Raw genomic sequence first — 13,407 nt, 5'->3', positions numbered from 1 at the left:
CGCGGCTTCGGCGAGGGACCCGGCGCCGCCGGGTCCCTCGCCGAAGCCCGGTGGCGGCGCGGGCCGGGCGGGCTGCGCCGGCGGTGACCGGGCCGGCTGCGCCGGTGGTGGCCGGCGCGGGCTCAGCCGGCGGTGGCCGGCTCGGCGTGCAGGGCGGACCGCAACGCCGAGGGCAGATCCGGATGCGCGAACTCGAAACCGGCCCGCTGCAACACCCCCGGCAGCACCCGCTGGCTGCGCAGCGCCTCCCCGGCGAACTCGCCCAGCAGCACCCGCAGCCCAAGGCCCGGCACCACCAGCACGGCCGGCCGGTGCAACCGGGCGGCCAGTTCCCGGGTGAACTCGGCGTTGCGCACCGGCGCCGGACCCACCACGTTGACCGGTCCGGCCAGATCGGACCGGTCCAGCAGGAACGCGACGGCGGACAGCCAGTCGGTCAGCGAGATCCACGGCATCCACTGCCGGCCGCTGCCGAGCCGGCCGCCGGCACCCAGCCGGAACGGCAGCAACTGCGGCTTCAGCAGGCCGCCCGCGCGGTCCAGCGGCAGGCCGGTGCGCAGCCGCACGACGCGTACCCCGGCATCCTCGGCCGGCCGGGTCGCGGCCTCCCAGACCCGGCAGACGTCGGCCAGGAAGGCGTCGCCGGCCGGCGCGTCCTCGGTGACCGGCGTGTCGCCGGTGTCGCCGTACCAGCCGACCGCCGAGGCGTTGAGCAGCGCGCCGGGCCGATCGGCCGGGGCCAGCCCGGCGATGGTCCGGGCCAGCGTCGCGGTGCTGTCGACCCGGCTGGCCCGGATGGCGCGCTTGTGCTCGTCGGTCCACCGCTTGTCGCCGACCCCGGCGCCGGCCAGGTTGATCACCGCGTCCACGCCGGCGAGCGCCGTCGGGTCCAGTTCGCCGGCGCTCGGACTCCACTGGATCTCGCTCGCGCCCCGGGGTGGCCGGCGCACCAGCCGGACCACCTCGTCGCCCCGCTCGCGCAGGACGTCGGCCAGCCGGGTGCCGAGGAAGCCGGACATGCCGGCCGCGAGGATGCGCATACCGACATCTTCGCCCGTCCGGCCGCGTTCCGGCGCGCCAAGCCGCCGGCCGCGGGCCGGTTTCCGGCGGAACGTGCGGGAAACGGCCGGTGGGTCGGGTGGGCGATCGATCTACCTGGAGCGTGTTCCAGGCCGCGTACCCTGTCCGGTATGAGCGGCTACTCACCCTCGGAAACCGCGCGCCGGAGCGGGTTCAGCCTCGACACGCTGCGCTACTACGAGAAAATCGGGCTGCTCAGCGGCGTCGGCCGGACCTCGGGCGGCCACCGGGTGTTCACCGAGGACGATCTCGGCTGGCTGGAACTGTTCCGCTGCCTGCGCGACACCGGCATGCCGATCCAGCAGATGTGCCGCTACGCCGAACTCACCCGGGACGGCGAGCACACCGCGGCGGAGCGCCGCCGTCTGCTGGAGGAGCACGCCGCGTCGGTCGTGGACCGGATGAGCCTGCTCCAGCGGCAGTACGAGCACCTGCGGGAGAAGATCCGCCACTACGAGTCGGTCACTGACTGAGTCCCCCCGCGGGCCGGGATTGTGCCGGCCGGCGGGCCCGGGTCCAGCCCGAACAGCCGCCGGGCCGGCCCGTCCCGCGCGGGTAGCGCGTCCAGCGCGGCGGTCAGCTTCCGCTCCTCGTAGCTGAAATGCGACTCCAGCAGCGCGGCCAGTCCGGCCAGGTCGGCGCGTACCCGCCGGGCGGTGGCCCGGTCGGGCGCGGCCGGCAGGTCGTCCAGCAGCCCGGCCACCCGGGTCAGGGCGTCCGCGACCAGCACGTGGTCCGCGGCCAGTTCGGCCAGCACCGGCCGCAGCCCCGGGAACCGTTCGGCCAGGGCGACGAACGCGCCGCCGTCCTCGCCCGTGTGGTGCCGGGTCACGGCCGCGCAGAAGCCCAGGCAGTACGCCCGCAGCTCGCGCCGCGGCGCGTACCGTCCGGTCGGTTCGCCGCCCGGAGCCGGCTCGTCGGGTGTTGCCGACCCCTCGGGGAGCCCGCCGAATTCGCGGTCCACCGCGGCCATCAGCCGGTCCAGCTCCGCGCGGAGCCGGTCGTGGATCTCGATGAGTTGCCTGCCGTACGCCGCCGGGCGGTGGCCCGGCTTCTCGGGAGGGTGCATGCACGTCGTCCCATGCGTCACCGCGCCTCCATGCCCTCGGCGGCCTCCGGGCCGGGTACACCGCGACGCTGCCGGCCATGCTACCGGCACCCGGTCGGGCCGCCGACTGGACATTTTCCTATATCGGAATATGATGGCTGGCGTGGCACGAGCAGCGACGACCTCGGACGCGTTCAACGCGATCGCCGAGCCGCAGCGGCGGGACATCCTGGCGCTGCTACAAGCGGGGGAGCGGCCGGTCGCCGACCTGGCCCAGACGCTGGGGATGAGCCAGCCGCAGGCCTCCAAGCATCTGCGGGTGCTCCGGGAGGTGGGGCTGGTGCGGGTCCGCGGGGTGGGCAAGCAGCGCCTCTACGGCCTGGACGCGCGCGGGCTGCGGCCGATCCACGAGTGGGTCGGCGGATTCGAACGGTTCTGGAACGAGAGCTTCGACCGGCTCGACGCGTACGTGCAGGACCTCAAACAGACACGGCAGGAGGAATGACCGATGGCAGGACCGGGGCAGGACACCCGGACCGGGCCGGCGACGGCCGACCGGGAGATCGTGATCATGCGGACCATCGAGGCGCCGCGAGAGCTGGTGTTCGAGGCGTTCACCGAGGTCCGGCACCTGTCGCGGTGGTGGGGTCCGGACGGGTTCAGCACCACGACGCGGTCCTTCGAGTTCCGCGCGGGCGGAATCTGGGACTTCGTGATGCACGGGCCGGACGGGACCGACTACTCCGAATGGATCACCTGGACCGAGATCGTCCCACCGGAGCGGATCGCGCTGTTGCACGGCGAGTCCCGTGACGACCCGAACGCCTTCGAGTCGATCCTTGCCTTCACGCCCGACGGCGGGGCGACCCGGATCGAGATGCGCACGGTCTTTCCCAGCAGGGAGTTGCGCGACGAGGCGGTCGAGAAGTACCACGCGATCGAGGGCGGCCAGCAGACCCTGGGCAACCTGGCGGCCTACGTCGCCGAGCGGCTTCGGGACCCCAACATCGACACGACTTCGGCGTAGTCGGGGTATCCGGACCCCGTCGACCCCCCGACTTCGCCGAAGTCGAGTTGACCATCGTGGGGTCGTGGGGTCGGCCGGCGTCAACATGCCTTGCCGGCAACCTGTCGGCGGAAGAACGGCTCGAACGTTTCGCCGTCCGCGAGCGTTTCAGCTACCCGATTACGGCAGACTTCAACGACGGTCGCGGCGGTGCACGTGTGGGCGGTCAGGCGAGCGGGCCGATCTGCTTCGCGAGGTCGACGAAGCGCTGCCACTGTGCCGGGGCGATGGTCAGGGTGCCGCCGTCGCGGTCCTTGGTGTCGCGGACCAGCACGACGCCGGGGAGGTTGTCGGCGACCTCGACGCATGATCCACCGTTGTTGCCGCTGCGGGTGCTCTTGCGCCAGTTGGCCTTCATCACGTCCATGATGATACCGCTTCCTTGATCAAATCGAGGGACTGCTGCCGCGACAGGGCCTCACCGCGGATCCGTTCCCATCGATGGTCAAGGGTAACAACTTCCGCGGTCTGCTCGACGATCCGAGCCTCGACCTGGCCGTCCACATGCGCCACCCGTTTGCCGTCCGGCAACTCGGCGACGATGAACGGACCACCAAGACCGGGATACATGCCCACGCTTGTCGGCACCACGTGGATCTGCACCGAGGGCAGTTCGGCGCACTCGGCAAGGTAGCTGAACTGCTCCGTCATGATGGCTCGGTTGTTGATGACGGGGCGTCGCAGCGCCGCTTCATCGATCACCGCGACGAGCAGCGGAGGACGCTCCCGGCGCAGGATGGCTTGACGGGAGAGCCGGGAAGCAACTCGCTGGTCCGTCTCCACGTCAGTCAGCAACTCGCCGGCCAGTGTCGCCCGGGCGTACGCCTCGGTCTGCAACAGGCCCGGCACCCATGCCAGTTCGAACCAGCGCAGCGCGGTCGCCTCCCGCTCCCACTCGACCCACTCTCGGAGCCAGGTGGGCGTGCGGTAGACGAGGACGTCCGGCCAAAGGTCCGCCACGTCCTGACCGAGCGCCTCCGCGGCGGCGAACCGATGGCGGGCATGCGGGATCCGGCCGGGCGTGACCCAGCGGGCCACCGTCTTCGGATCCACGCCCACCCGTTCGGCAAGGGACTCCGCTGTTTCTCCGGCCTCGGCCAGCGCCGCCCGCAGCACGCTGTTCATGAGCGCTCCCATCGAACGTCTGGAATGGATCAGGGACACACCGTAGCGCAGTGTGAGCGTCCTGCCACCGCTGAAACGCTCGGGTCAGGCGGGATCGCCCGGATTCGCGGCAACGGATCCGGAAGGGGGTGGGCCCTGCCGACGGGCCAGCTTTCCGGGCGAGGGCTGGCCCGCCACGACCAGAGGAGGGGACACGGATCATGCATCGACGGCGACACCTGTTCTCCCGGCGGTGCGTCTGCGGCCTGCCGTGGCGTTTTCGGCGGGGCTGCCTGGACGCTCGCACGTCGGCCCAGTCGTTGCCGGGTTGGGCGACGGACGCGACCGAGGTCTTTCCACTGGCGTGCAGGTTGTGCGTCTGGAACCGGGGCCGATCGTGAGCGTCGCGCGCGTAGCGCACCTGCCGGCGCCGGGCTGGGCGTGCGCCGAGTGCGGCGAGGACTACCCGTGCCAGGCTGCCCGCGAGATGCTCGCGGCCGAACCGGACCGCCGGGCGGTCGCGGTGTATCTGGCGGCGCTGTTCATCGACGCCGTACGCGAGCTGCCCGACCGGCCCGTCACCGACCTGTATGCGCGCTTCTTCCGGGTGGTCCGCCGGGACCGGCTCACGGCCGTCCGACACGACCCATGGGTACCCGCCGGCGGCCGTCCCCGGTGATGCCAAGGCGCCCGGTCCGATCGGACCGGGCGCCTTGGCGTTGATCGTGCGGATCAGGCCAGGCCCAGCTCCGCCTCGAAGTTGCCGGCCTCCAGCCGCTCCTTGACGGCCACCAGGAACCGGGCGGCGTCCGCGCCGTCGATCAGCCGGTGGTCGTAGGACAGGGCCAGGTAGACCATCGAGCGGACCGCGACGACCTCGCCGAGATCGGGGTCGTTGACCACGACCGGCCGCTTGACGACCGCGCCCGTGCCGAGCATCGCCGACTGCGGCGACGGCACGATCGGGGTGTCGAACAGGGCGCCCCGGCTGCCGGTGTTGGTCAGCGTGAACGTCGCCCCGGCCAGCTCGTCCGGGCTGATCTTGTTGGTCCGGGTGCGGTCGGCCAGGTCGGCGATCCGCTTGGCGACGCCGCCCAGGTTGAGGTCACCGGCGTCGTGGATCACCGGCACCATGAGGCCGCGCTCGGTGTCCACCGCGATGCCCAGGTGCTCGGCGCCCGGGTAGGTGATCGTGCCGGCGTCGAGGTCCATGCTCGCGTTGACCACCGGGTAGGTCTGCAACGCCTCGACCGCGGCCACGGCGAAGAACGGCAGGAACGACAGCTTCACCCCGTGCCGCTGCAGGAACGCGTCCTTGGCCTGCGCCCGCAGCTTGGCGATCCGGGTGACGTCCACCTCGATCACGGTGGTCAACTGGGCCATCTCGTGCAGCGACTGCTGCATCCGCTTGGCGATGGTGGCCCGGATCCGCGGCATCTTCTCGGTGCTGCCGCGCTTCGGGCTGGGCTGCGGCCGGGCCGCCGGCGCGGCCGGTGCGCCGGCCCGTGCGCCGCCGGCCGGAGCGGCCGCCGCCGGCTGCGGTGCAGGCTTGGCCGCCGCGGCCTTGGCCTGCTCGGCCGCGGCCAGCACGTCCTGCTTGCGGATCCGGCCACCCACCCCGGTGCCGGTGAGCCGGCTCAGGTCCACCCCGTGCTCGCCGGCCAGCTTGCGGACCAGCGGCGTGACGTAGCCGGAGCCGTCCACGTCGCCGTTCGCCGGGGCCGGACGTTCGGCGCCCGCGCTCGGCGCCGGCGGCTGGGCCGCCTGCTCGGTCCGGACCGGCTGCTGGGCGGTCTCGGTCTGCGGTGCCGGCTCCGAGTACGACGATCCCGGCGTCGGCTCCGCCACCGGCTGACCACCGGCGGCCTCCTGCTTCGGCGCCTCCTGCTTCGGGGTCGCCGTCGGCGGCTCGGTGCCCCGCTCCGGGGTGGGCTGCTCGGTCGACGGGGCGGCCGCCGGCGCGCTGCCGGCCGCGCCGATCACGGCCAGTTCGGCGCCGACGTCCGCGGTCTCGTCCTCGTTGACCTTGATCTCCAGCAGCGTGCCGGCCGCCGGGGAGGGAATCTCGGTGTCGACCTTGTCGGTGGAGACCTCCAGCAGCGGTTCGTCCGCCTCCACGGTGTCGCCGACCTGCTTGAGCCAGCGGGTGACCGTACCCTCGGTCACGCTCTCGCCCAGCGCCGGCAGCGTGACCGAGGTCCGCTGGCCGCCGGCGTCGCCGCCGGTGGGACCGCCCGGCTCGGCGCCGGCCTGCGGCGCCGGGGCGTCATCGGCCGCGGCCTGCGGCTCCGGTGCGGCCGCCGCGGCCGGCTGCTCCGGCTCCGGCTCCGGCTCCGGCTGCTGTGCGCCGCCGTCCTGGCCACCGCCGGCCGCGTCGCCGCCGGCCTCGTCCTCGCCGGCGATCACCGCGAGTTCGCTGCCCACCTCGGCGGTCTCGTCCTCGCTCACCACGATCCGGCTGAGCACGCCGGCCGCCGGGGAGGGGATCTCCGTGTCGACCTTGTCGGTCGAGACCTCGAGCAGCGGCTCGTCGACCTCGACCCGGTCGCCCTCCTGCTTGAGCCAGCGCGTGATGGTCCCCTCCGTCACGCTCTCACCCAGCCGGGGCATGGTGACCGATACCGGCATCTCTCCAGACTCCTTCGTCGCGTCGTGCGATCCTGGCCCGCGGACCGGCGGGCGGCGCGGATAGTTCTCAGGCGTGCGCGTGCAGCGGCTTGCCGGCCAACGCGAGGTGAGCCTCGCCGAGCGCCTCGCCCTGGGTGGGGTGAGCATGCACGAGCTGCGCGACCTCGGCGGGGTACGCCTCCCAGTTGAAGATCAACTGTGCCTCGCCGACCAGCTCGCCGACGCGGGCGCCGACCAGGTGGATGCCGACCACCGGACCGTCGTTGAGCCGGACCAGCTTCACGAAGCCGTTGGTCTTGAGGATCTGGCTCTTGCCGTTGCCCCGAGGTTGTAGTTGTACGTGCTGATCTTGTCGGCGCCGTACTGCTCCTTGGCCTTGGCCTCGGTGAGCCCCACCGACGCCAGCTCCGGGTCCGAGTACGTCACCCGGGGGATGCCGTTCTCGTCGATCACCGCCGGGTTGCGCCCGGCGATCTCCTCGGCCACGAAGATCCCCTGCTGGAATCCGCGGTGCGCGAGCTGGAGGCCGGGCACGATGTCGCCGACCGCGTAGACGTTCTGGACGTTGGTCCGCAGCCGCTCGTCGGTCAGCACGAAGCCGCGGTCCATCCGGATGCCCTGCTCCTCGTACCCGAGGTTGGCGGTGCTCGGGCCGCGCCCGACGGCGACCAGCATCAGCTCGGCCTCGACGGTCTCGCCGCCGGCGATGGTCACCCGGACCCCGTTGTCGGTGTGCTCGACCTTCTCGAACCGCTTCCCGACCTTGAAGTCGATCTTCCGCTTGCGGAACGCCCGCTCCAGCGCCTTGGACGACTCCTCGTCCTCGGCCGCCACCAGGCGGGGGAGCGCCTCGATGATCGTCACGTCGGCGCCGAAGGACCGCCACACGCTCGCGAACTCCACGCCGATCACGCCGCCGCCCAGCACGACCACCGACGAGGGCACCCGGTCCAGCTTGAGCGCCTGCTCGCTGGTGATCACCCGCTGGCCGTCGATCTCCAGGCCGGGCAGGGTGCGCGAGTACGACCCGGTGGCCAGGATGATGTTGCGTCCGGTGTAGCGCTTGCCGTCCACCTCGACCGCGTTCGGGGCCACCAGCCGGCCCTCGCCGGCCACGAAGGTGACCTTGGCGGCCTTGACCAGCCCCTGAAGCCCCTTGTAGAGGCGGCCGACGACGCCGTCCTTGTAGGAGTTGACGCCGCCCATGTCGATGCCGACCAGCTCGGCCTTCACGCCGAACTGCTCCGACTCGCGGGTCTGGTCGGCCACCTCGGCGGCGTGCAGCAGGGCCTTGGTCGGGATGCAGCCGCGGTGCAGGCAGGTGCCGCCCAGCTCGGCCTTCTCGATCAACGCAACGGACAGGTCCAGTTGCGCGGCGCGCAGGGCCGCCGCGTAGCCGCCGCTGCCACCTCCGAGGATCACGACGTCGAAGGTTGCCTCATTCGGCTCGGTCACAGTTTCTCTCCCAGGTCGCGTCGCTGCTACGAGGGTCGTGCCAGGTAAATGGACACAGTCGCCTCGGTCATCTTGTCACTTGTCCCCCCGCTGCGCTGAACGAGGTGCCCAAGGACACGTTCCCGGCACGTAGGCTTGCCGAAATCGCCGGGAAATCCGGCGCTGTCGCCTCGGGGAGGGGAAGTTGCGGTGGCCTGGTTCCGACGGCGTCGGCGGCCGATCGGCGCGGTGGGCGATCCGCCCGCCCGCAGCGAGGACCTGGACCATCTGGAGCGCTTCGTCCGATCCCGACGCGGTGTCGAGGCGTTCGTCGAACCCCGTACCACCGTGACCGAGACCACCGTGATCCTGATCGCCGCCGACGGCGAATGGACCCGGCGGCGCATCGACGGCCCCGACGGCGCCCGCCGGTTCGCCCACCGGCTGGCCATCCCGGTGTACGACGTCCGGCTGGTCGGCTATCCCCAGCGGATGCGCGACTACAACGCCCGCCGCCGGCTGCGCCCACCCCGGGACTGACCCCGACCACCCCGGGCCGACCGTCCCGGCCCGGCCGATCCACCCCGATCACCCCGGGCCGAGTGCCGTCCCGGCCGATCCACCCCGGCGACACCGCCCCGGGCCGGCCGGCCCGGCGGATGCTCCGCCGGGCCGGGGCCGCGGTGCTCGGGCGGCTCCGCCGCCGGTCAGCCGTTTGCGGCGATGTCCTCGACCAGCTCCACCAGGGTCCGCACCGGCACCCCGGTGCCGCCCTTGGTCCAGTGGCCGGTCGGCTCGCCGCTGTGGTACGCCGGACCCGCCACGTCGATGTGCGCCCACGGCACCCCGTCGGCCACGAACTCCCGCAGGAAGGTCCCGCCCTGCAACATGTGCCCGGCCCGGTCCATCCCGGCGTTCACCTGTGAGATGTCGGCGATGTCCGAGTCCATCCCCTTGCGGACGTCGTCGGGCAGCGGCATCGGCCAGGCCGGCTCCCCGACGGCGTCGCCCGCGGTACGGACCCGCTCGCACAGCTCGGCGGTGCCCATCACCCCGGCCACCCGCTTGCCCAGCGAGATCACCTGACCGCCGGTCAGCGTCGAGGTCTCCAGCAGGTAGTCGCAGCCGTCCTCGCAGGCCCGCACGATCGCGTCGGCCAGCACCATCCGGCCCTCGGCGTCGGTGTTGAGCACCTCGACCCGCTTCCCGCCGTACATGGTGATCACGTCACCCGGCCGGTAGGAACCGCCCGAGGGCATGTTCTCGGCCATCGACAGGTAGCCGTCCACCGCCACCGACGGCGCCAGCTCGGCGATGGCCAGCATCGCGCCACCCACCGCGGCCGCGCCGGCCATGTCGGACTTCATCTCCCACATGCCCTGCGCCGGCTTGATGGAGACGCCGCCGGAGTCGAAGGTGATGCCCTTGCCCACCAGCGCGACCTGCTTGCCGCTGCCGCCGTCGGCCGGCCGGTACGACAGCTTCACCAGCCGGGGCGGGGCCGTGGAACCCTGCCCGACGGCCAGGATGCCGCCGTACCCGCCCTCGGCCAGGGCCTTCTCGTCCAGCACCTCGACGGTGAGGCCGGCGGCCCGGGCCGCCTCGGTGACCGCGTCGGCGAACGCCGGCGGGCGCAGCTCGTTGGGGGCCGTGTTCACCCAGTCCCGGGTCAGCCGCACCGCCCGGGTCACCGCCCGGGCCCGGAGCACCTCGGCGCCGGCCGCCGGGTCCGCGGCGTCCGGCACGCAGATCGCGACCTCGGCCACCGGCTCCCGGCGGGCCGGCTGCGGCCGGGTCTTGTAGCCGGCGAACCGGTAGCCGCCCAGCAGCGCCCCCTCGGCCAGCGCCCGCAGCACCGCCGTGGCGTCGGTGTCGTCCGGCACCGGCAGGGCCAGCGCCACCCGCTGCGCCCCGGCCAGCGCCCGGATCGCCGCCCCGGCGGCCCGGCGCAGCGTCTCCGGCGCCGGAGCGGCACCGCTCGGCTCCGGCCCGAGGCCGACGGCGACGACCACCGGCGCGGTCACCGTGCCCAGCGTCGCCAGCTTGATCACCTCGCCGGGCGCGCCGGTCGCGCCGAGCAGCGCCAGCGTCTCGGTCAGCCTGCCGTCGAAGGCGGCGGCCACGGCCTCGGCGCCGGTGGCCAGCAGCAGCGTCGCGGCCGGACCGGCGGCGTCCGCCGGCGGCTCCGGCTGACTGTGTACGCCGATGACGACGGCGTCGACGGCGAGTTCTGCGGGATCTGTGTCGACCAGGCTGAGGTTGGGGCTGGGCGGGGTCACTCGGCGGCTCCGGGACTGTGGGCTGGCCGGTCCCCTCGTGGGCGGCCGGCGACGGACGTTCTCACCGGCGAACCTACCTGCCGCCCCGGACGGCTGTCCCGCCGCCCGTCACCTGCGCCTCGCCGCGGCGGCGGACCCGGGTAGGTTGCTGGTCATGACGGACGCGCGATCACCGCTGCACGAGCGGCACGTCGACCTCGGCGCCAAGTTCGCCCCCTTCGGCGGCTGGACCATGCCGCTGGAGTACGCCGGCGGCGGGGTGCTCAGGGAACACGCGGCGGTGCGCACCGAGGTGGGCGTCTTCGACGTGTCCCACCTGGGCAAGATCCGGGTCAGCGGCGCCGGCGCGGCCGGGTTCGTGAACGCCTGCCTCAGCAACGACCTGCGCCGGATCGGCCCCGGCCAGGCCCAGTACACGCTCTGCTGCGACGCCGGAACCGGCGGGGTGATCGACGACATCATCGCCTACCTGTACGGCGACGACCACGTCTTCCTGATCCCGAACGCGGCCAACACGGCCGAGGTGGCCCGGCGGCTGCGGGCCGCGGCGCCGGACGGGATCACCATCGCCGACGAGCACGCCGGGCACGCGGTGCTGGCGGTGCAGGGACCCCGGTCGGCGGCGCTGCTGGACCGGCTGGGGCTGCCCACCGGACACGGCTACATGAGCTTCTCCCCGGCCACCCTGGCCGGGGCCGAGCTGGTGGTCTGCCGCACCGGGTACACCGGGGAACACGGCTACGAGCTGGTCGTGCCGGCGGCGGACGCGCTCGGGGTCTGGGACGCGCTGATGAAGGCCGGTACGGAGTTCGGGCTGCGCCCGTGCGGGCTGGGCGCGCGGGACACCCTGCGTACCGAGATGGGCTACCCGCTGCACGGCCAGGACCTCTCGCCGGAGATCACCCCGGTGCAGGCCCGGTCGGGCTGGGCGGTCGGCTGGGACAAGCCGGCCTTCTGGGGTCGGGACGCGCTGCTGGCGGAGAAGGCCGCCGGCCCGCGCCGGACGCTGCGCGGGCTGGAGGCGGTGGACCGGGCCATCCCGCGACCCGGCATGGCGGTGCTGTCCGGCGGCGTCGAGGTCGGGCGGATCACCAGCGGTACGTTCTCGCCGACCCGGAAGGTGGGCATCGCGCTGGCGCTGCTGGAGACGGCGGCCGGGCTGGCCGAGGGCGACCAGGTCGAGGTGGACGTGCGGGGTCGCCGGTGCGCGATGCGGGTGGTCCGGCCGCCGTTCGTTCGGCCGTCGGTTCGCTGACCGCCCGCGCCGGGACGCCGCACTGACCGCCCGCGCCGGGACGCAGCGCTGACCGGCGGCGCCGGGACGCAGCGCTGACCGGCGGCGCCGGGACGCAGCGCTGACCGGCGGCGCCGGGACGCAGCGCTGACCGGCGGCGCCGGGACGCCGCACCGACCGGCCGCGCGGGGATACGTGCGGAATCGGGTCCGGGATCGGCGCCGGGTCAGCCGTTGTCGAGGACGGCCTGGGTCCAGCCACCCTCGACCATCCGGGCGCCGTGCAGCAGCGCCCAGTCCACGACGTCCACCGCGTTCACCGCCACCGGCCGGCCGGCGCGTACCGCGTCGTCGTTGGCCGCGTCGCTGGCACTGGTGCCGAGGATCCGTTCCGGCTCCAGCCAGGAGGTCACCTCGGCCCAGACGTACTCGGGTCCGTCCGGGCCGGGCAGGCCGTACTTGACCATCAGCCGGGTGCCCTCGGGAAGCGCGCGGCTGCGGAACCGCTCGCGTACCCCCGGCAGCCCGGACCGGGCCGTGGCGATGGCCCGGATCATGGCCTCGTCGGTGCGGGTGTGCCGGATCTCGGTGCGCTCGGAGCCGAACAGCGTCGCGCAGACCGTGGCGAAGTACCGCCCCGCCGGCCCGGGATGACCCTCGGGCGGCAGCAGGGACAGGAACGACTCGGCCTCCGGGTCGGTGGCCGGGTCGAGCTCCAGCCGCAGCCGCGCCGGTGCGCTGCCGTCGTGCCGTTCCGGGTTGCCGTACGCGACCGCGATGTCGTGGCTGGTCACCGACGCCATCACCGGAAGCTGGACGAACGCCGGCAGGTCCTGGTCGCCGAGCTTGTCGGTCCAGGTGCGCAGCAACCGCCGGGCCACCCCTGTCATCACGGCCGCCCAGGCCCGGGTGAGCGCGGCCGGTACGCCCTGGGCCTGCAACTCCAGCAGGCCGAACCGGCGCAGACCCTTGGTGGTGAACCACAGCCCGTCTGGATTGTCCGAATATGGCACCAGGATCCAGTCGACCAGCCGGATCCGGCCCTCCTCGTCCGGCAGCGACCGCACGGCCGCGGCCGGGTCCAGCAGCTGGAACCCGAACACGTCGACCACGTCGCCGCCCATCGCCTCGGCCAGCGCCGCCGCCACGGCCCGGGCCGCCCACTCGTGCGCCGGGGGCCAGCCGGGCCGGAACTCCGCCTGCACCACCATCAGCTCGGTGGCCCCGGACAGCCGGCTGAGCTGGTCGTCCGCCGCGCCGAAGGCCGCCAGCAGGTCGGGCGGCAGGTGCGGCAACTCGTCCACCGACCGGGTCTGCACGGTCAGCAGCGGCCCGGCCAGCATCTGCTGGGCCAGGTCGCGGATCGGCGCGGCCAGCCGCGGCGCGAGCGCCGCCAGCGCCGCGGCCGGGTCGGCCGGCCGGGCCGGCACCGGGACCAGGTACGTCGCGGTCAGCGACTCGGGCACCGGGACCGGCAGGAAATCGTCCGTAATCGTCATGCATGCTCCCGGTTGCCGTTCCGTACACCCGACGCT

The 13,407-nt window shown here is 73.5% G+C and carries 13 protein-coding genes and 1 pseudogene; 6 read left to right on the top strand and 8 right to left on the bottom strand.

Going from position 1 to position 13,407, the window contains the following annotated elements:
• Positions 1-122 precede the first annotated feature (122 nt).
• Entirely contained in the window at positions 123-1,040 is a 918-nt protein-coding gene (locus CIK06_RS20960) for a TIGR01777 family oxidoreductase (RefSeq protein ID WP_095566258.1), read from the bottom strand.
• A 150-nt stretch (positions 1,041-1,190) separates the two neighbouring features.
• Here CIK06_RS20960 and CIK06_RS20955 point away from each other — a divergent pair, with 150 nt between their 5' ends.
• Positions 1,191-1,553 carry a MerR family transcriptional regulator gene (locus CIK06_RS20955; protein WP_095566257.1) on the top strand — a complete coding sequence of 121 codons (363 nt, stop codon included), beginning with the start codon at positions 1,191-1,193 and terminating at the stop codon, positions 1,551-1,553.
• Here the strand turns inward: CIK06_RS20955 and CIK06_RS20950 are convergent.
• Positions 1,532-2,149 (bottom strand): hemerythrin domain-containing protein, encoded by a 618-nt coding sequence (locus CIK06_RS20950; protein ID WP_095566256.1) that lies wholly within the window; start codon positions 2,147-2,149, stop codon positions 1,532-1,534. The genes CIK06_RS20955 and CIK06_RS20950 overlap by 22 nt on opposite strands.
• Before the next feature lie 142 nt (positions 2,150-2,291).
• Between CIK06_RS20950 and CIK06_RS20945 the strand changes: the two genes are divergently transcribed.
• Together CIK06_RS20945 and CIK06_RS20940 are read left to right on the top strand one after the other, a co-directional pair.
• Positions 2,292-2,633, top strand: coding sequence for a helix-turn-helix transcriptional regulator (locus CIK06_RS20945; RefSeq protein ID WP_095566255.1), 342 nt, complete (start codon positions 2,292-2,294; stop codon positions 2,631-2,633).
• Positions 2,634-2,636: 3 nt separating this feature from the next.
• A complete protein-coding gene (locus CIK06_RS20940) occupies positions 2,637-3,155 on the top strand; it encodes an SRPBCC family protein (RefSeq protein ID WP_095566254.1) in 519 nt (172 codons plus the stop codon).
• 205 nt (positions 3,156-3,360) lie between these two features.
• Here CIK06_RS20940 and CIK06_RS20935 read toward each other — a convergent pair whose 3' ends face one another.
• Positions 3,361-3,561, bottom strand: a complete 201-nt coding sequence (locus CIK06_RS20935; RefSeq protein WP_095566253.1) for a DUF397 domain-containing protein — start codon at positions 3,559-3,561, stop codon at positions 3,361-3,363.
• A complete protein-coding gene (locus CIK06_RS20930) occupies positions 3,552-4,319 on the bottom strand; it encodes a helix-turn-helix transcriptional regulator (RefSeq protein WP_095566252.1) in 768 nt (255 codons plus the stop codon). Before CIK06_RS20930 ends, CIK06_RS20935 begins: the two co-directional genes overlap by 10 nt.
• 376 nt (positions 4,320-4,695) lie before the next feature.
• Between CIK06_RS20930 and CIK06_RS31515 the strand changes: the two genes are divergently transcribed.
• A complete protein-coding gene (locus CIK06_RS31515; protein WP_232533763.1) occupies positions 4,696-4,977 on the top strand; it encodes a hypothetical protein in 282 nt (93 codons plus the stop codon).
• A gap of 53 nt (positions 4,978-5,030) precedes the next feature.
• Here CIK06_RS31515 and sucB read toward each other — a convergent pair whose 3' ends face one another.
• Entirely contained in the window at positions 5,031-6,926 is a 1,896-nt protein-coding gene (gene sucB, locus CIK06_RS20920; protein WP_095566250.1) for a 2-oxoglutarate dehydrogenase, E2 component, dihydrolipoamide succinyltransferase, read from the bottom strand.
• Between the two features lie 67 nt (positions 6,927-6,993).
• Positions 6,994-8,439: pseudogene (lpdA, locus tag CIK06_RS20915) on the bottom strand (dihydrolipoyl dehydrogenase).
• Positions 8,440-8,570: 131 nt separating this feature from the next.
• Between lpdA and CIK06_RS20910 the strand changes: the two are divergent.
• The gene (locus CIK06_RS20910) at positions 8,571-8,900 is read left to right on the top strand and encodes a hypothetical protein (protein ID WP_095566249.1); all 330 of its coding nucleotides are present in this window, start codon (positions 8,571-8,573) and stop codon (positions 8,898-8,900) included.
• 167 nt (positions 8,901-9,067) lie between these two features.
• Here the strand turns inward: CIK06_RS20910 and CIK06_RS20905 are convergent, their stop codons facing one another.
• Positions 9,068-10,639, bottom strand: coding sequence for a leucyl aminopeptidase (locus CIK06_RS20905; RefSeq protein ID WP_095566248.1), 1,572 nt, complete (start codon positions 10,637-10,639; stop codon positions 9,068-9,070).
• Between the two features lie 154 nt (positions 10,640-10,793).
• Between CIK06_RS20905 and gcvT the strand changes: the two genes are divergently transcribed.
• On the top strand, positions 10,794-11,894 hold the full coding sequence (gcvT, locus tag CIK06_RS20900; protein ID WP_095566247.1) for a glycine cleavage system aminomethyltransferase GcvT: 1,101 nt from the start codon (positions 10,794-10,796) through the stop codon (positions 11,892-11,894).
• A gap of 205 nt (positions 11,895-12,099) precedes the next feature.
• On the opposite strand, the gene CIK06_RS20895 is transcribed toward gcvT, so the two are convergent.
• On the bottom strand, positions 12,100-13,371 hold the full coding sequence (locus tag CIK06_RS20895; RefSeq protein WP_095566246.1) for a DUF2314 domain-containing protein: 1,272 nt from the start codon (positions 13,369-13,371) through the stop codon (positions 12,100-12,102).
• Positions 13,372-13,407: the final 36 nt, after the last annotated feature.

The organism is Plantactinospora sp. KBS50 (assembly GCF_002285795.1).
In the GTDB taxonomy this organism is placed as follows: Bacteria; Actinomycetota; Actinomycetes; order Mycobacteriales; family Micromonosporaceae; genus KBS50.
Note: the sequence above shows the minus strand (reverse complement) of the source record. Positions and strands in the feature narration are given on the sequence as shown.

Excerpts from the sequence above, each read along its gene's own strand:
- CIK06_RS20935 (WP_095566253.1), bottom strand. The coding sequence starts at position 3,561 with ATGGACGTGATGAAGGCCAACTGGCGCAAGAGCACCCGCAGCGGCAAC.
- CIK06_RS20940 (WP_095566254.1), top strand. The coding sequence starts at position 2,637 with ATGGCAGGACCGGGGCAGGACACCCGGACCGGGCCGGCGACGGCCGAC.
- gcvT (WP_095566247.1), top strand. The coding sequence starts at position 10,794 with ATGACGGACGCGCGATCACCGCTGCACGAGCGGCACGTCGACCTCGGC.
- CIK06_RS20930 (WP_095566252.1), bottom strand. The coding sequence starts at position 4,319 with ATGAACAGCGTGCTGCGGGCGGCGCTGGCCGAGGCCGGAGAAACAGCG.
- CIK06_RS20895 (WP_095566246.1), bottom strand. The coding sequence starts at position 13,371 with ATGACGATTACGGACGATTTCCTGCCGGTCCCGGTGCCCGAGTCGCTG.
- CIK06_RS20960 (WP_095566258.1), bottom strand. The coding sequence starts at position 1,040 with ATGCGCATCCTCGCGGCCGGCATGTCCGGCTTCCTCGGCACCCGGCTG.
- sucB (WP_095566250.1), bottom strand. The coding sequence starts at position 6,926 with ATGCCGGTATCGGTCACCATGCCCCGGCTGGGTGAGAGCGTGACGGAG.
- CIK06_RS20950 (WP_095566256.1), bottom strand. The coding sequence starts at position 2,149 with ATGCACCCTCCCGAGAAGCCGGGCCACCGCCCGGCGGCGTACGGCAGG.
- CIK06_RS20955 (WP_095566257.1), top strand. The coding sequence starts at position 1,191 with ATGAGCGGCTACTCACCCTCGGAAACCGCGCGCCGGAGCGGGTTCAGC.